This window comes from Streptomyces capitiformicae, from assembly GCF_002214185.1.
Lineage (GTDB): Bacteria > Actinomycetota > Actinomycetes > Streptomycetales > Streptomycetaceae > Streptomyces > Streptomyces capitiformicae.
Genome location: NZ_CP022161.1, coordinates 9,417,884 through 9,435,145, shown reverse-complemented (window position 1 = coordinate 9,435,145; position 17,262 = coordinate 9,417,884). Strand labels below are relative to the sequence as shown.

The following is a 17,262-nucleotide window of genomic DNA, read 5'->3' as shown; positions in this document are numbered from 1 at the left end:
CCCCTCCCTTTCCACCTTTCTTCCTCTCTGGAGGCGCGCAGTGCCGCACGCCCGTTTCACCCTCCCCATCGAGCTGGGCCTGCCCGAGCTACGCTCGTCGGGCTCCGCAGCCTCCCTCGTCGCCCGCCTGGCCGCCGGAACGATCATCCTTGGCCACGGCCTGGAAAAGCTCGCAGATCCCCAGGGATTCCAGGGACTGCTGCGGAACTACCTGGGCATCGCCGCTCCCGAGGTACTGGGCTGGCTGGTCGTCGTGGGTGAACCGCTCGCCGGCCTGGCCCTCGTCGTGGGCCTGCTCTCGCGCGCCGTGGCTGTGGTGATGACCTTCCACATCGGGCTGGCCATAGCCATGGTCGCGCGCACCACCGGCTTCCTGACCCCGCACGACGGGCGCGAGGCCCTGGGCGCCGGTTACGAGTTCCACATCCTGCTCGTCGCCCTGCTCTTCGTGGTGCTGTCGACCGGCCCCGGCCCGCTGTCTCTCGACCGCCTCCTCGGCCTGGAGCCCCACCCCGGGCAGACGGGCCGGCTCACCCCCACACAGGTGGCCGCCGCCTACGCTCTGGCCTGCGCGGTGGTGTGCACTGTCCTGGCCGTGGTGGTGAACGGGTCCCTCATCGGGATGCCGTCGGGGGAGGGCCGCAACACCCTCCACCACGCTTTCACCGGACTGGTCGCTGGACTGCTGGCCGGCTTCGCCGCCCTGTTCGTCCACCAGAAGCGCACCGCTCGTACAGCGCCGGACACCGCACGGACGAGCCCGCTGCCCGCCGCGGTGAAGGCTGCACTCACCGGCGGCGTCGCAGGAGCCGTCATGAGCGCCCTGATCAACCACCTGCTCATCGGAATGCCCGCAGCCCCCGACCAGAACACCGCCAACCACGCCATCACCGCCCTGATCAGTGGCTTCCTCTCCGCCTTCGTGGGGCTCCTGTTCCACCAGCGATCCTCAGCGCACGCCACCGGCACCACCGAGCGCGAAGCCGGACCCTCTTCCCGCGCCGTGACGGGGAAGAACACCGCACCCTAGTGATGGCCGAGAGTGGCGTCCGTGCCGGTGTCCAGCATGGTGTGCACCGGATTGGTCCGTCGGCGTCAGCCCTTCCGCGGCCCGTTCATGTCGAAGGACTGTGAGAGCGAGAAACTGACGCCTCGCCGGATGAGGGCGGCTCCCTGGCGGCGTTCGGCCTCGTCGAGGATGTTCAGAGTGCCCAGGACGTCGTCCTCGCCCCAGCGGCCCCAGTTGGAGAAGCGTGAGGTGGCCGCGGCCATCGCGGCTTCGGGGTTCGATCGGTCGATCTGGACGGTCATGTGTGGTGCTCCTTGGCGGCTGCTGGCCTCTCGGACATGCTCGAGGCGCGAAGACCGGCGTCCGGGGCCGCTGGGCAGCCTGTTCCGTGACGGAAGCGGTGGAGGAAAAGGGCTCAGAGAGCCCGGTGTCATGAGTGCTTGGCGAAAGCGAGAGCCTGCGCTCCGGCGTATTCAGCGCGGGAGCCCAACTCGGCCTCGATGCGCAGCAGACGGTTCCACTTGGCGGTGCGCTCGGAGCGGGTGGTCGAGCCGACCTTGATCTGGCCGGTTCGCCAGCCGACGGCCAGGTCCGCGAGCCAGTCGTCCTCGGTCTCACCGGACCGGGCGGACAGCACGGTCCCATAACCGGCGGCGTGTGCGCTGCGGACGACGGTGCGGGCGGCGTCCAGCGTGCCGGTCTGGTTCGGCTTGACCAGCACGGCGTTCGCGACCCCCTGGTTGATGCCGCGGCCGAGTCGGTCCAGGTCGGTGACGAAGAGGTCGTCCCCCAGCAGTTGCCGTCCCGCGAGCCGCCTGCTCGCCAGTGACCACCCGTCCCAGTCGTCCTCGGCCAGGGCGTCCTCCAAGGAGACGATCGGGTAACCGGCACACCAGTCGGCCAGCTCTTCCACCAGCGCGGCCGAGGTCAGCTCGCGATCCTCCGCGGCGAGCCGGTAGGAGCCGTCCTCTTGCTGGAACTGGGTGGCCGCGATGTCGATGGCGATGCCGACGTCGTCGCCGGGACGTAGTCCAGCCCGTTCGATGCCCTGGACAAGCATGTCCAGCGCCGTACGGTTGCTGGGCAGGACGGGACCCAGGCCCCCCTCGTCGGCGACGAGGGCAACGGGAAGGCCCCGTTCGGCCAGGATGTCCGCAGTGCCGGCTCGCACGCGGGAAGCCCAGGAGATGGCCTGCGCGAAGGCAGTCGCTCCCAGGGGCACGGCGAGGAAATCTTGCACGTCGAGAGCACGCCCCGCATGCGCGCCACCCGAAATGATGTTGATCATCGGCAGCGGGAGCAGGGGAGTGGTGCCGGGTTCGGCGATGGCCTCGTACAGCGAGACGCGCCGGGCATCGGCGGCTGCACGTGCCGCCGCCACGGACACGGCCAGAACCGCGTTGGAGCCCAGACGCCCGAGGTCGGCGGTTCCGTCCAGGGTGCGCAGGGTGGTGTCGAGTTGCCGTTGGTCGGTGGCGTCCAGACCGCGTACGGCGTCGGCGATCTCGCCGGTCACGTTCGCCACGGCGCGGCTGACGCCGTTGCCGCCGTAGCGGGCGTCGCCGTCACGGAGTTCCCTGGCCTCATGCCGGCCGGTGGAGGCACCCGAGGGCACCGTCGTTGTGCCTCGGCCGCCGCCCGCCAGGGCGACTTCGCATCCGACAGTGGGCTTGCCGCGGGAGTCGAGTGCCTCCCAGGCGAACAAGCAGGTGATGAGGGTGTCGTTCACTTCAGGTACTCCCAGGCATCGGTGACGAGTGCAGGCGGGTGGTGCAGGAGGTCGCGGCCAAGTGCGCGGGCGCGGTCACGCGTCTCCGCGTCGAGGTAAGCGGCGGGACTCTTGCCGTCGACCCGAGCGAGAACGACACAGGCGGTCTGCCGAACGAGCTGGGCGGGGTCGAGGGAGACCACCGCGTGAGTCTCGGTGAGCAGGGTGCGGAGGAAGATCTGTGCCGCCTCGGCGTACGACGCTGCGTAACGAGGCTCGTTGAGCGTCTTGAGCAGCAGGTGGCCGATGGCCCAGGCGGGGTCGAAGGTCGGGTCACCGACGTGTGCGACCTCCCAGTCGATCACCCACACGCCGCCCCCGGCGGGGTCAGCGAGCACGTTCTTGGGCGTGTAGTCGCCATGCACCAGGCAAGTTCGCGCGTCAGCCATGACGGCGACGGTCTCGTCGATCGGCTCGGCCAGGTCTCGATGACGCTCGCGGACGGCTTGATGGAAGGGATCTACGCGCAGTTGCCTGAACACCGTCAGGTCCGCGAATTCGGCTACCAAGAGCGGATCCTGGGCGGTCGTACGCTGCCAGGTGCCGAGCACACGGCCCAGTCGTTCGGCGACTGACAGGCTTACGGCGCCGGCGAAGAGGTCGTCCCGCCAGGTGTGCCAGCTGTGGGGCGCACGCTCGATCACCAGATACCCGTCGCTCAGATCGTGCACCTGCGGCACCGACGTCGGGGTGAGACGACCGGCCAGGCGCAGTGCGCGGCCCTCGGTGTCCAGACGCGCCGTGTCGGCGGTCCACGACTGGGCCACGCGCAGCTGACTCAGGGCACGTTTGACCACGACATCGAGGCCAGGACCGGTGGCGGCGAAGACGTCGTTGGAGACGCCGCCCGTCAGCGGCCGGATGGTCAGGGCGGAGTCCGCAGCGGCGAGACCGCGACGCACGAGGTGTTCGGTGAGTGCCATCGCTTGTTCGGCGCTGGTGCTCTGGACGGTCATGAACGGTTCTCCAGGGCCGTGCGCAGTGTGGGACTGTCCAGGACCGCGGGGTTGACGACGGTCGCGGGTGTGCGCCCGAGCAGCACATCGGCCGCGTTGGTGGCCGCCTTCCTCGCCAGCTCGGCCAGGGAGCCGTCGGACGAGAAGGCGACGTGCGGGGTGACCACCACGTTGTCGCGGCGGCGCAGCGGATGGTCCATGGGCAGTGGTTCGGGATCGGTGACATCGAGGCCGGCACCGGCGATGCCGCCACGGCCCAGGGCCGAAACCAGCGCCTGGGTGTCCACCAGCGGTCCCCGCGCGGTGTTCAGCAGGACGGCCGTCGGCTTCATCGCGGCGAGTTCGGCGGCACCGATCAGGCCCCGCGTGTCCTCGGTAAGCGGACAGTGCAGCGAGACCACGTCAGCCTCACGCAACAGCTCCTCCAGTGAGGAGGCGTTGCGCACGCCATCGGGGACCCCGCCTGACCGCCGCCGCAGGGCCACCACGTCCATGCCGAGTGCCTGCGCGCGGGGGATCAGGGCCCGCCCTATGGTGCCCAGGCCGACCAGGCCGAGAACCTTGCCCCGCAGCCGCGTCGGAGCCGGTACGGCGCTCCCGTCCCATTCGCCGCCGCTGATCTGCCGTGCCAGGGGGAGAAGACGCCTGGACAGGGCCAGGAGCAGCAGCAGGGTGTGGTCCGCGACTTCCTCGGAGCAGTAGTCCGGGACGTTGCTGACGATCATGCCGAGCCGTGTCGCGTGGCCGACGTCGATGTTGTCCACGCCCACGCCGTAGCGGGCTACCGTGCGGCAGTTCGGCGCGGCGTCCAGGACCTCCCGGGACACCTTCGCGAAGCAGGTCAGGATCGCGTCGGCGTCCTTGGCCAGCCGGATCAGTTCCGCGCTCTCACCGGTTTCGGCGACGATCAGTTCGGCGTCCACCGGGGCGAGTACGCCAGTCTCGACGTCCAGCGTCGGCCAGGCATGGTCGGTGACGAGCACCTTGAACGTGCTCACGGTCGGCTCCAGGGCTGAAGGTCGCGGGGCTTGGTGCCGGCGACGACGCGGTTCCGGGTTTCACCGAGCAACTCGACGCTGGTGGTGACGGTGTCACCCGGCTGAAGGGGCCGGTGGAAGTCATCACCGTGCCGACCCCACATCTCCGCCAGGACCTGTCGTTCGCCTTCGACTGGCAGCGGCCCCCCATGCGTACCCGCCTGAGACAGCTCGTCGTCTCGGCCGCATCCGCCTGGGCAGGTGCCGGACCCCAGCAGGTCTCCCGGGCGGATCCACGTGCCCCGCGAGGCGTAGGCGGCGAGGGCTTCGAAGCTCCAGGCCATGGTGTCCAGTCGGTCGCTGCCGAGGAGCTCGCCGTTGACGCGAACCTCCATGGTCAGGTCGAACGACGCTCCCGAGCGTCGCTCTCGCAGCACGTCGACGGTGACGAAGAAGCCGCCGAGCGCCGTGGCGGTGTCCTTGCCCTTGGCCGGACCGAGCCGCATCCGCATTTCGTGGAACTGCACGTCCCGCGCCGAGAAGTCGTTCAGCACCACGAAACCGGCGATGTGCGACGCGGCCTCTTCGACGCTCAGGTCACTGCCGGCCGCTCCGACGACGGCCGCCGCCTCCAGCTCGTAGTCGAACCGCTGCGCCCCGGGAGGTACAGGCACGTCGTCGTGCGGACCGATCGTCGCGTACGGGTGGGAGAAGTAGAACGTCGGTATCTCCCAGAACTCCGGGGGGGTGCCCCCGGACGGATCCAGGGTTTTCACGATGCCGGCGGTGTGTTCGGGGAATATCGAGAAGTCCCGTACGGTGGGCGGATCCAGCGGGGCCATCAGGTCGGCCGTGGTCAGGGGGGTGACCCGGAGCCTGGTCCGCAGGGCGGTGGCTGCCGTGTCAGCCAGGCGACCGTCCTCGGCGAGCAAGGCCGGCAGCTCACTGTGCGCGGGTAGATCGACCAGATGGTCCTCGGCATCCAGGACGGCGAGCCGTGGGCCCCGCTGCGTCCGGTGGCGGGCAAACCGCATCACGCCTCCTTGTGCGACTCTGAGCGCTGATGCTAGGGAGGCCGCGAGACGGGCGGAAATACACAGTGTGATTGGCTGGCATAAACGCTGCGTATACATCTGCGCCAGGGACGGCACGGGTGCGCGCTACATGTCGTGAGCCGTGGCGGCCCGTGCCGCAGTACCAGTGAGCAGGTGATGAGCGATGAAGCTCGGCCAAGTGGACCTCAACCTCCTCGTCGTCCTCGACGCCCTGCTGCGTGAGCAGAACGTGACCCGGGCGGCGGAGAGGCTGCACATGACCCAGCCGGCCACCAGCACCGCTCTTGCCAGGCTCAGGAAGGTGCTGGGTGACCCGCTGCTCGTGAAACAGGGGCGGCACATGCAGCTGACGCCGCGGGCCGAGACGCTCATTGAGCCGGTACGCAGCGTGCTGGCCACGATCGAGCAGACCATCGTGAGGCCGCCTGGCTTTGATCCCGCCCGCGACAGCCGGGTGTTCGCCATGACAGCCAGTGACTACATCGGCGTCGTGCTGATCAGACCGTTGCTGAGTGCCCTTGCCAGCCTGGCACCGCACCTCCGACTCGATCTCGGGCCGATCAGCGAGCGATACCTCACCGCACTGCAGCGGGACGAGATGGACCTGGCCGTCCTGCCCGACCGGCTCGTCGCCGACGACGACCTCGCGGACTGCTCCCGGATGCCCGTGATCGAGGACCGGTTCGTCGGCGCCGTCTGGAAGGAACACCCCCGGGCCGAAAAACGGCTCACCGCTGAGCTCCTCGCGGCTCACCCCTACCTGGCCTACCAGCCGCCCGGGGGCAACAGTCTGGTGGAGGAAGATCTGGACGCAGCCTCGGTGCAGCGCCGGACCGAGGCCACCGCCAGCACCTTCACGGCCATGCCGTTCATGCTCGCGGAGACAGAACTCATCGCGATCATCCCGGAACGCCTCGGGCGCAGGGTCGCGGACGGGGCGGACATCGTCCTGCTTGAGACCGACATCGACCTCCAGCCGCTGCGCCAGTCCGCCTACTGGCACTCCAGGCGCGACGCCGACCCCGGGCACCGCTGGCTGCGCGAACAACTGCTGGCCGTCGCCCATGCACAGACGGCGGTCGCACCCTGTGACGTGCCCAGACGCGACGGCCGCGGCACAGGTCCAGCGATACCTCGTATTCACAGCGTTTATTTCCGCCCGCCCCGGCATCGTCACTAGCGTCACCGGCGGATGCGAAGGAGAACGCAGTGAAGCGCTGGGTGGAAGGTCATGCCCTCGGCACCTTCTCGAACGGTCAGGACCGGTACGCCGGTCTGATCGTCGGGGACCAGGTGATACGTCTCGACCGTTTCGGACTCGTGGACCCTCCGGTGACGGTCAGAGCGCTTCTGGAGCATTGGGATGCCGTTCGCCCCAGACTGCCGGAGATAGCGGCGACGGCTGGTGAGGCCTCCGCGCAGCCGCTGGCGCAGGTGCGTGTTCACGCTCCTGTCGAGCCGCGTCAGATCATCCAGGCCGGCGCCAACTACCGATCCCACGTTGCCGAGATCATCGTCTCCGGCCGTGCCGCCGACGACCCGCGCTCCGACGACGAACTGCGCCGCGCGGCAGAGGAGATGATGGACGAGCGGGCCCGCACCGGAAGCCCGTTCTTCTTCACCGGTATGGCATCCGCCCTGTGCGGCCCCGACGACGACGTCATCCTGCCGGACGAGGCGCACCAGGTCGACTGGGAAGTCGAACTGACCGTCGTCATCGGCAGAACCGCCCGGCGCGTGCCGCCCGAGAAAGCCATGGACCATGTCGCCGGATACACCGTCTGCAACGACATCAGCGCCCGTGACCTCCAGTTCCCCGCCGAACACCGTGCCCTGGGCGGCGACTGGCTCCGGTCCAAGAACCGACCGACCTTCCTGCCGTGCGGACCGTTCGTCGTACCGGCCGACCTCATCGCCGATCACCGCCAGTTGCAGTTGACGCTCGACCTCAACGGCGAGCGCAAACAGCAGGACACCGCAGCCAACCTCCTCTTCGACGTGCCTACATTGATCGCCGAGGCCTCGGCGGCCACGACGCTCCACCCGGGCGACCTGGTCCTCACGGGCAGCCCCGCGGGCAACGCAGGCCGCTGGAAGCGCTGGCTGCGCCCCGGCGATGTACTGGAGGCCGCGATCACCGGGCTCGGCGGCCAGCGCAACACCTGCGTGGCGGAGAAGGTGTGACCACGCCGTGGGTGAGACGCGACGTGTGCGCGACCTCGTCGTACGCAAGAAGCGTCCAGCCGGCGCCCGTACCGTGGAAGTCCTGCTGTCGGATCCGGACGGCGGAAGGCTGCCCAAGTGGCCGCCGGGAGCACATATCGACCTGCTGCTGCCCAACCGGCTGATCCGTTCGTACTCCCTGGCCGGAGAGCCTTCCGATGCCGACTGGCGCCTGTTGATCAGGTGCCCGCCGCCCGTGGACGAGCGGGGCGCGGCCGCCTCGGCTTCCGTGTACGTGCGGGACGTCCTCGCCGCCGGAGACCGGGTGAGAGCACGTGGGCCGTACGACCGCTTCCGGCTGGCAGGAGCAAGCGCCTATCTGTTCCTGGCCTCGGGTGCGGGGATCGCACCGCTCCTGCCGATGGCTCGCTTGATCGGCACGGCCCGCGTCTACCCGTGGTCCCTGATCCATGTCGACCGTGGGTCGGGCAACGGGGCACTGCGCAAAGAGGTGCTCGCCCTGGGGCCGCCTGCCTCGGTCAGCGATGGCCTGGATATCGACGCGACGCTCAGTGCGGCCGCAGCTGGGACCGCGGTGTACGTCTGCGGGCCGGACCACTTCGTGGCCGCGGTGGAGAAGGCCGCGCAGCAGACTCCACGCATACAGGTGAACAGGCAGCGCTTCGACGCGGCGGCACTCCGTGAGGGCGCCGGTCGCCCCTGCGACATCGTGCTGGCACGGCGTCACGAACAGGTCCACGTCGAGGCGGGCACTCCCATCCTGACCGCGCTGCTCGACGCCGGCGTCGACGTGCCGTACGCCTGTGGCGCCGGAATCTGCGGTGCATGCGCCGTGCGGGTTGTCGAGGGACGGATCGACCACCGCGATTCCGTACTCAGCAGGTCGGAACGCGACGCGGGAAATTTGATCATCACCTGTGTCTCGCGTGCGGCAGACGACGGGATCGTCCTCGACTTGTGACGCCCCCACGGGCCCGGAATCGGGTGAGGGCAGCGATCTATTCGAATTCCCGCATGCCAGCAATAGAGGACAACTATTTCCGCGGTGTTACCGCTTGCTTCTAACGTCGCGTCAACACAAATTCCCTGCGCAACACCGCCGTCAGGCGGGGAGTGGAGAACCCTGATGGGAGAGATCGCCAAACTCGGTTACGTGGGAGTCGAATCCCCCGACCACGAGGAGTGGCGCACCTGGGCCCCGAAGGTGCTCGGATGCATGCTCGGTCCCGACGGGGCGGACGGCGCCGTACGCGTCAAGATCGACGATGCCGATTACCGGATCTCCGTGCACCCCGGCACGGAGCACAGGTTCGCTTACGCGGGCTGGGAAGTCCTGAACCACCGCGACCTGGACACCGCCGTGAAGCGGCTGGAGAACGCCGGCGTCAAGACCGAAGTCGCCGACCAGGCGACCACCGAAGCACGCGGCGTGGACCGGCTGGTGCACTTCGAAGACCCCTTCGGCCAGCGCCTGGAGCTGTACTGCTACCAGGACTCCGGCTACCGCGACTGGGACCCGCCCCGGCCGCACGCCGGGTTCGTCACCGGCGACCAGGGCCTTGGCCACGTCGTCTTCGCCGTGCCCGACGCCCGCAAGGCGGTGGACTTCTACGTCGACGCCATGGGCTTCCTCACCAGCGACATCATCACGCTCAAGGAGCCGCTGGGACAGATGTGGTTCCTCCGGGCCAACCCGCGCCACCACAGCGTCGCTCTGCTCGAAGTGCCCAACTCGCTCGGCCTGCACCACGTCTACCTGGAATCCCGCAGCCTGGACGACGTCGGTTACTCCTACTACGACGTCCTGGGCGGGGACGAGAACCCCGACCTGCTGATGAACCTCGGACGCCACATCGGGGACCAGACAGTGTCCTTCTACATCCACTCGCCGGCCGGCTTCTTCATCGAGTACGGCTGGGACGGCCTGGCCATCGACGACCTGGAGCGCAGGTCGCCGCACTTCATCAATCTGCGCAAGGGCAAGCGGCCAGAGATGTGGGGACACAAGTTCCGCTTCCAGCCCAACGAGACGGTCAAGCCCTACCTGTCCTGACGAGGAGGTCCGAGGGGGCACTCACCTTCGGGCCCCAGCACCACGAACGCGAACACTCGCGTTTGACGACGAATCGGCTCGGAGGGAGCACGACGATGCCCGCAGTCAGCACCGTACTTGTTGTGGGAGGTGGTACAGCAGGTACCGCCGCCGCGATCCTGCTCGCCGAGGCGGGCGTCGCCGTCGACCTCGTCGAACTCAAACCCGACATCACCGCCCTGGGATCGGGTATCACCCTGCAGGGCAACGCGCTGAGGGTGCTGCGGCGGCTCGGAGTATGGGAGGACGTGAAACGCGGGGGGCACTCGCACAATCAGCTCGCCCTGCGCGCAGCCGGTGCCGCGGCTGGCGTCATCGTCAAGCTCGACGTCGATCGGACCGGTGGGCCGGACCTGCCCGCCACCGTCGGCATGTACCGTCCCGCGCTGGCACGCATCCTCATGGATCGCGTGGTGGCGATGGGAGTGAAGGTCCGCACAGGTACGACGTTCGCCGACCTCACGCAGGACAGCACGGGAGTGACCGTAGAGTTCACCGACGGCTCGACCGGACGTTATGACCTGGTGGTCGGCGCCGACGGGATCCGCTCCGCGACGCGGCAGGCGCTGGGGATCGACGCGGACATCCAGGGGGAGAGCCTTGGCGCGTGGCGAGTCATCGTGCCCCGCCCGGCTTCGGTCAGCCACACCGAGCTCTACTACGGCGGACCCTCTTACATCTCCGGCTACTGCCCGATCAACGACCGGGCCATGTACGCCTATTTCACCGAGATCGCGCAGGACCGCATGCGGACGACCCCGGAGGAAAAGCTCGCCATCGTGCGCGGATTCGCCGAGCACTATCACGGTCCTTGGGACGAGATCAGGGAAACACTGACCGACCCTTCCGCCATCCACTACACCTGGTTCGAGTCCCACCTGCTCGACGGGCCCTGGCACCAGGGCCGCGTGCTCCTCATAGGCGACGCGGCCCACGCCTGCCCGCCCACCCTCGCTCAGGGAGCCGCCATGGCCCTGGAGGATGCGCACGTGCTGACAGACATACTGGTGAACAGAGACCGGGTGAGTGACGAGGTGCTGGAGTCGTTCACGATGCGCCGACTGCCCAGGACCAGGGCCATCGTGAAAGCCTCCCGGCAGATCGTGCGCTGGACACTGGCCCGGGACCCGGGCGACGTACCCGCCTTGCAGGCTCAGATCGCCGCGCTGGTGACGGAACCTGCCTGAGAAGCTGTCACCGGCCTGTACGGGGGGAATTCGCGTATCGACCTTGCGCCTGAGCGGTGCACGACCTTGTTCGTTGGTGTGGTTATCTGAGGCCGAAGCCGCCGACGGCCAGGCAGGCTCCGTCGGGGATGTCGGCGAGGCGCCTCGTCGGCGCTTGGGCGGGCCTTGTCCATGGGCGAGAGGGCCTTTCTGCTGGTTCGGGTGCCCGGCGGCGCGGGGCGCGTGATTCGGTTTCCTGGCGCACGGCGTCCGAGACCGGCTCGGCGCCGCTGTGCGCGGTGAGGCCGCCGTCGATCGGGGTCTCCACGGCGTTCACACAGATCGTGCGGGGCCCGTGTGCACGGCCCGCCGCCCGGCGACCAGCAGCCCGAGCGCGATTGCCGCGGTGGTCAGGCCCAGCAGGCCCACGGCACCGGCCAGCGTGCCGACCACCGACTCGACGGCGAGCAGCACCAGCGGGCACACGAAACAGCCACCGAAGTAGGCAGATGTCCACAGCCCCGTGCCCCGGCCGCGGTCCTCGTACTTCAGCCGGGACATGGCACTGGTGAGGAGCGCCGGCAACAGCATTCCCGTACCCAGGCAGTTGATCACTGCACCGACGGCCATCAGCGGGATGCTGTCGGCGAGGAACATCACCCCGAAGCCGGCCGTGCAAACCGCGAAGATGACGGGCAGCATCGGGTCGGGGGAGCGCTTCAGCCGGGCGAAGGTGATCGCTCCGGCCACCGTGGCGGCGCTCGCGCCCGCGGTTGCCAGACCAATGACACCGGTGTTCTCCACACCGAGGTCATCGAGCAGGTACGACATCTCCGCGGGAACGGTGTAGAACACCATCGCCCCGAAGAAGGTAAGGGCGCAGATGCCCGTCATCTGCCGCCAAGGGAAGGGGCGATGGGCCGCCGGGAGACCTTCCACGGCTGTCTTTGGGACCTCGCGCACCGTCGGGCCGGGCAGGGCGAAGGCCAGCACCGGGGCGAGCAGCAGGCTCACCGCGTACACCCAGAACGGGACCCGCCAGCCCGCCGCACCGGCAGCACCTCCGAGCACGAAGAACGCCGTGGCGGACGCGGAGGCGCACATGGTCTGCAGGGCGAGGTACTTCACCCGCCGCCGGCCGGAGTAGTAGTCGCCGATCAGGGTGGTGCAGCAGGTCATGATGGCAGCCTCGGCGACGCCGACCAGGGCGCGGCTGGCAATGATCGCGCCCAGCGAGTCCAGCCAGAGCGGTGCGGTGCCGAACAGCGCGTACAGGACGGTCGCCACCAGCAGCAGACGCTTGCGGCCCACGCGGTCCACGATCACTCCGGCGAACGGTGCCAGCAGCGCAAGTGCCAGTGCCGGAATGGTCAGCGCGAGGGGCACGAGCGCCGTGGCGCCGGGGGTCGAGGCGAAGTGGTCCTGCATTTTCGGCAGCACAGGAGCGATCAGTACCGCCCCCAGCACGGGCAGACAGCTGCCCGCCATCAGCGCGCTCACCCGAAGCAGGTGTGCCGGGCCCGACACACTCACGCACGGCGGGGCCAACTCGCCGATCGCGGCGGAGGGCAAGGGAACGGAAGCAGGCATGGCAACTCCCAGGGACGGTGTGTGCAGTGGGCATGCCGTACAGGCGCGGGCGGCGTTCGGCATGCTGGGAGGACGTCACGCCGACGCAGAACGGGGACGCGGCGTGCAGGTGGGACGACTATGCGGCCTCGGGGGCCCGCCGCCCACCCTCCGTGCGATCGGTATGCCCGATCCGGCTCATCCGCGCGACCGATGCGGTGTCGTGGCCTTGAGCAGGTCGGGTTGTGCCGGCGGAGTCCGGTCCGTTCAGGGACGGGGACGGCTTCGGGGACGACGGCGTCCGGTCGGGAGGGGTACCGGCTCGGGGCCGGGGATGACGGTGTTGCGGACGGAGCCGAGGACGTCCGCGGTGAGGGTGACGGTGTCGCCCGGCTTCAGCGGCGGCGGGATCCGCTCGCCGCGGATGCCCCACAGTTCGGCCAGGCAGCCGCCGTTGCCGCAGGTGCCCGAGCCGAGCACGTCGCCGGCTCGGACGACGGTTCCGCGTGAGGCGTAGGCGATCATCTCCTCGAAGGTCCAGCTCATGTTGGACAGCAGGTCCTTGCCGACGACCTCGCCGTTGATCTCCGAGGTCAGGGCGAGGCGCAGGAAGCCGTCGGCGTCCCGGTACGGCTCCAGCTCGTCCGGGGTCACGAGGTGGGGGCCGAGGGTGGTGGCGGTGTCCTTGCCCTTGCAGGGGCCGAGTCCGACCTGCATTTCGTGGACCTGGAGGTCACGGGCCGACCAGTCATTGAACAGGGTGTATCCGGCGATGTGGTCGCGCGCTTGCTCGGGCGTCAGGTCACGGCCCTCGCGGCCGATGACGACCGCGACCTCGAGTTCGAAGTCCAGCACCTTGCTGCCGGGCGGATACGGGACGTCGTCGCGCGCGCCGATCAGGGCTTGGGGGTTGGTGAAGTAGAAGGTGGGTGCGTCGTACCACGCCTCGGGTACGCCGCGGTCCCCGGAGCGCCGTACGCCCTCGATGTGCTCTTCGAAGGTGTAGAAGTCGCGCACGGACGGCGGTTCCAGGGGCGGAAGCAGCCTTACGGCGTCCAGCGGGACCGGGTCCGCGGTGGGTGGGAGGTCCGTTGCCGCTCGCGGGAGGCCGGAGCGGATCAGGTCGAGCAGTGTCGTGCCGTCGGGGAAGGGACGTATGGCGGCACCGTCCAGCACGCCGCAGTGGCGGCGGCCCTGATACTCGTATGTGGCGAAGCGCATGGGGGCTCCAAGGGGCTGGGCCGGGGCGCGGCGGGCACTCAGGGCAATGAGCGGGGGCATCGCCGCGCCCCCGGAGTAGGGAGGATCAGACCGGCGGGGCGATGAAGCAGCCGCGGTCGGGGTCGTTGAAGGACTCCTTGGCGACCAGTTCGTTCACGGGGTTGGCCGTGCCCCACTGGTCGGAGACCTCGTCGGTGGAGAAGTCGTAGACGTGGGGGTGCCAGGTGTCCTCGTCCAGCTGCTCCAGCTCGGTGGTGTACTCGACGGTGTTGCCGTGCGGGTCGTGGAAGTAGGAGAAGGTGTTGTCGCCCGCGTAGTGGCGGCCGGGGCCCCAGACCTTGTGCACCCCGGCGCGCAGCAGTCGGCCGGTGCCGCGCATGTACTCGTCGATGCCGCGCATCTCGAAGGAGATGTGGTGCAGGGAGGTGTGCGGGCCCTGGGCGATGGCCATGGAGTGGTGCTGGGAGCTGATCCGCATGAAATGCATGGCCTCGCCCATCTTGGGGTGCCAGAGGGTGTCGGAGAGCCGGAAGCCGAGGTGGTGCTCGTACCACTCCTTGGTGGCGCCCAGGTCGGGGGAGTTGATGACGACGTGCGACAGCTTGACCGGGATCGACTCCTTCTCCTCGATCTTGCGGTGCTGTCGTGCGGCGACGTCGGCGGAGACCTCGATGGTGCGGCCGTCGATGTCGAAGAAGCGGAAGCCGTAGCCGCCGCCGGGGGTGTCGACCTTGCCCGGCTGGGAGATCAACTGCACGCCGCCGGCGAGGAGTTGCTCGGCGAGGGTGTCGACGTCGGCCGGGCTGGCGGCGCCGTAGGAGATGAGGTCAAGGCGCTTGTCCTCGGCCTTGCGCAGGCGCACGATGTACTGCTCGGGGCTGCCCTCGGCGGCGAGGAAGGAGATGCCGGAGTCCTCGGCGACCTTGGTCAGGCCCCAGATGCCGGCGTAGAAGTCGAGTTGTTGGTCGTAGTCGGGAACGGCGAGGTCGACATGCCTCAGGTGGGTGAGCAGACGCTCGGTCATGAGTGGGGCTCCTGTTCGAGTGGCCTCAGGTGAGGCGCAGCAGCGATGCCGCGTTGGCACCGCGAATGGCGTGGAAGTCGGGGTCGGGCAGGTGAGCGGCGCGCAGGGCGGCCAGTGGGTCGTCGGCCCCCATGTCGAAGGGGAAGTCGGAACCGAGCAGCACCCGGTCGGCGCCCGCGATCCGGATCAGCTCGCGCAGGACGGACGGGTCGTGGACGAGCGAGTCGAAGTACAGCCGCTTGAGGTAGCTGCTGGGTGGGCGGGCGCAGCCCCTGGCATCGGGACGGACCCGCCAGGCGTGGTCGGAGCGGCCGATGTGGGTGGGCAGATAGCCGCCCCCGTGCGCGGCGATCAGCTTCAGCTCCGGGTGGCGGTCCAGGACGCCGGAGAAGATCAGGTGGGAGAGCGCGACGGCGTTCTCGGTGGGCTGGCCGACGGTGTTGGACAGGTACCACTGGTCCAGGCGTTCGTCGAGGGTGCAGCCGTAGGGGTGCAGGAACAGCACCGCCCCGGTCTCCTCCGCGCGGCTCCAGAAGGGTTCGTATGCGGGGTCCGACAGTTCGCGGCCGGGTGCGTGCGAGGAGATCTCGACACCCGACAGGCCCTGCTCCAAGGCGTGTTCGAGAGCCTCGACGGCCAGGTGCGGGTGCTGGAGCGGGACCAGCCCGAGGCCGCGCAGCCGCTCCGGTGCCTGCGCGCAGTGTGCCGCGACACCGGTGTTGGCCAGCTCCCACACGGTGCGGGCCAGCTCCTCGTCCGCCCAGTAGTGGTAGTCGGGGACGGGAGACACAAGCTGTATGTCGACACCGCAGGCGTCCATCGCGGCCAGGCGGGCTGTGGCGTCGGTCAGCATGGGGATGCGTTCACGGATCATGGGCCCACTGACGGCCTGGGCCTTTGGGCCGGTGCGGCGGGCCTCCAGAGCGCGGGCGGCGGCGCGTTCCGGCCACCCGGCGACGGCCTCCTCCAGCTCGGGGAGTACGACGTGGGCGTGGACGTCGACAGTCAAAGGGCGCGCAGCGCTTCCTTGGAAGGGCGGTGGTGGGAGACGGGTGGGCGGTGTCACGGCAGTTCCGTCAGCATGGTCATCGTGCGGCCGATCAGACCGGGCACGTCGGCGTCGCGTACCCCGTCCAGCTGCCACCGGCAGATCTGGACGGCGCCGTCCACGACCAGCCGGACTCGGGGGATGCGCCGCTCGTAGTAGGCCGTGAGCAGTTCGTCGTCCCAGTCGTCGCGGCCGGCGAGCAGCTCCGCCAGGACCAGGGCGTCCTCCAGGGACATCGCCGCGCCCTGGGCGAGAGTGGGCGGGCAGCTGTGCGCGGTGTCACCGACGAGCACGACGCGGCCGCGGTGCCAGGAGCCCTCGACCAGATGCCGGGTGAACACCGTGTAGTTGACTTTCTTCGGATCGGTGATGGACGCGCGGATCTCGTCCCAGGCACCGCCGTACGGCTCGGCGAGACGCCGCATCTCCTCGGCGTAGGCGTCGGGGACGAGGCTCGCGCGTTCCCGCTGGGGTTCCACCAGGTACGCGTAGAGGGAGTCCGGGCCGGTGGGACAGTAGCCGGCGATGTAACAGGGTCCGCCGTAAGCGAGGTCAGTGCGCTCGACACGTGCGGGACGAGGGGCGCAGACGCGCCAGATCCCCATGCCGACGGGTTCGGGCCGCTCGCTCATGCCGATCATGGCGCGGGTCGCGGAGTGCAGTCCGTCGGCGGCGACGACCAGGTCGTACCGGCCCGACGTGCCGTCGCTGAAGGTGACGTCGACACCTGCGGCGTCCTGTTCCAGCTGCTGGACGGTGGTGCCGAGCCGGACCCGGGCACCGGATCTTCGGACCGCGTCGATGAGGATGCGCTGGAGGTCCGCCCGCTGCATGCCGACAACCGCGGGCAGGTCCCCTCCGCCGGTGCGGTGATGCGCGTCGACGTGCAGTACCGTCCCGTCGGGAGCGGTGATGCCGAGCGCGTCGAACCCGAAGCCGTGCTTCTCGACCTCCTCCCACACGCCGATCTCGCGCAGGACGCGCAGGGCGTTGCCTTGAGTGGTGATTCCGGAGCCGTGGACGTTCCAGTCGGCCCTGGCTTCGACGAGGTCGACGCCGATGCCGGCTTTGCGCAGCAGGACGGTCAGGCCGTTTCCTGCGGTGCCGCCGCCGACGACGAGGACGGTGCGAGTGTCGGTCATGGGAACTCCCTTGTTCCTCTGGCTGCGCGATCCAGCCACTTCACGGCGATC

The 17,262-nt window shown here is 69.2% G+C and carries 15 protein-coding genes and 1 pseudogene; 6 read left to right on the top strand and 10 right to left on the bottom strand.

The annotated features are described in order from the left end of the window. Positions 1–40 precede the first annotated feature (40 nt). On the top strand, positions 41–1,030 hold the full coding sequence (locus CES90_RS42325) for a DoxX family protein (protein ID WP_189788244.1): 990 nt from the start codon (positions 41–43) through the stop codon (positions 1,028–1,030). A 2-nt stretch (positions 1,031–1,032) separates the two neighbouring features. Here the strand turns inward: CES90_RS42325 and CES90_RS42320 are convergent. From CES90_RS42320 to CES90_RS42300, 5 genes and pseudogenes are all read right to left on the bottom strand, one after another. Further along, positions 1,033–1,311 (bottom strand): annotated as a pseudogene (locus CES90_RS42320) (cyclase family protein); the annotation flags it as partial. Positions 1,312–1,439: 128 nt separating this feature from the next. Continuing rightward, the gene (eno, locus tag CES90_RS42315; RefSeq protein ID WP_189788245.1) at positions 1,440–2,738 is read right to left on the bottom strand and encodes a phosphopyruvate hydratase; all 1,299 of its coding nucleotides are present in this window, start codon (positions 2,736–2,738) and stop codon (positions 1,440–1,442) included. Next, the gene (locus tag CES90_RS42310) at positions 2,735–3,733 is read right to left on the bottom strand and encodes a phosphotransferase family protein (RefSeq protein ID WP_189788246.1); all 999 of its coding nucleotides are present in this window, start codon (positions 3,731–3,733) and stop codon (positions 2,735–2,737) included. Before CES90_RS42310 ends, eno begins: the two co-directional genes overlap by 4 nt. Next, positions 3,730–4,731 (bottom strand): C-terminal binding protein, encoded by a 1,002-nt coding sequence (locus CES90_RS42305; protein ID WP_189788247.1) that lies wholly within the window; start codon positions 4,729–4,731, stop codon positions 3,730–3,732. The genes CES90_RS42310 and CES90_RS42305 overlap by 4 nt, the downstream gene beginning before the upstream one ends. Next, entirely contained in the window at positions 4,728–5,744 is a 1,017-nt protein-coding gene (locus CES90_RS42300; RefSeq protein WP_189788248.1) for a fumarylacetoacetate hydrolase family protein, read from the bottom strand. Before CES90_RS42300 ends, CES90_RS42305 begins: the two co-directional genes overlap by 4 nt. Positions 5,745–5,928: 184 nt before the next feature. On the opposite strand from CES90_RS42300, the gene CES90_RS42295 reads away from it, so the two are divergent. The 5 genes from CES90_RS42295 to CES90_RS42275 all read left to right on the top strand — a co-directional run bounded on the left by CES90_RS42295 (position 5,929) and on the right by CES90_RS42275 (position 11,228). Beyond that, positions 5,929–6,945 (top strand): LysR family transcriptional regulator, encoded by a 1,017-nt coding sequence (locus CES90_RS42295; protein ID WP_189788249.1) that lies wholly within the window; start codon positions 5,929–5,931, stop codon positions 6,943–6,945. 29 nt (positions 6,946–6,974) lie between these two features. Continuing rightward, positions 6,975–7,949: a fumarylacetoacetate hydrolase family protein gene (locus tag CES90_RS42290; RefSeq protein ID WP_189788250.1), complete on the top strand. Its 975-nt coding sequence runs from the start codon at positions 6,975–6,977 to the stop codon at positions 7,947–7,949. A 7-nt stretch (positions 7,950–7,956) separates the two neighbouring features. After that, positions 7,957–8,910 (top strand): flavin reductase family protein, encoded by a 954-nt coding sequence (locus CES90_RS42285; RefSeq protein WP_189788251.1) that lies wholly within the window; start codon positions 7,957–7,959, stop codon positions 8,908–8,910. 165 nt (positions 8,911–9,075) lie between these two features. After that, a complete protein-coding gene (locus CES90_RS42280) occupies positions 9,076–10,002 on the top strand; it encodes a VOC family protein (protein ID WP_189788252.1) in 927 nt (308 codons plus the stop codon). A 95-nt stretch (positions 10,003–10,097) separates the two neighbouring features. Next, a complete protein-coding gene (locus CES90_RS42275) occupies positions 10,098–11,228 on the top strand; it encodes an FAD-dependent monooxygenase (protein WP_189788253.1) in 1,131 nt (376 codons plus the stop codon). A gap of 312 nt (positions 11,229–11,540) precedes the next feature. On the opposite strand, the gene CES90_RS42270 is transcribed toward CES90_RS42275, so the two are convergent. The 5 genes from CES90_RS42270 to CES90_RS42250 all read right to left on the bottom strand — a co-directional run bounded on the left by CES90_RS42270 (position 11,541) and on the right by CES90_RS42250 (position 17,211). Continuing rightward, positions 11,541–12,797, bottom strand: a complete 1,257-nt coding sequence (locus tag CES90_RS42270; RefSeq protein ID WP_189788254.1) for an MFS transporter — start codon at positions 12,795–12,797, stop codon at positions 11,541–11,543. Positions 12,798–13,043: 246 nt separating this feature from the next. Continuing rightward, positions 13,044–13,997, bottom strand: a complete 954-nt coding sequence (locus tag CES90_RS42265; RefSeq protein ID WP_189788255.1) for a fumarylacetoacetate hydrolase family protein — start codon at positions 13,995–13,997, stop codon at positions 13,044–13,046. An 85-nt stretch (positions 13,998–14,082) separates the two neighbouring features. Next, entirely contained in the window at positions 14,083–15,021 is a 939-nt protein-coding gene (locus CES90_RS42260; protein ID WP_189788256.1) for a VOC family protein, read from the bottom strand. A 25-nt stretch (positions 15,022–15,046) separates the two neighbouring features. After that, entirely contained in the window at positions 15,047–16,030 is a 984-nt protein-coding gene (locus tag CES90_RS42255) for an amidohydrolase family protein (protein WP_229914478.1), read from the bottom strand. A gap of 53 nt (positions 16,031–16,083) precedes the next feature. Continuing rightward, positions 16,084–17,211, bottom strand: a complete 1,128-nt coding sequence (locus tag CES90_RS42250) for an FAD-dependent oxidoreductase (RefSeq protein WP_189788258.1) — start codon at positions 17,209–17,211, stop codon at positions 16,084–16,086. Positions 17,212–17,262 lie beyond the last annotated feature (51 nt).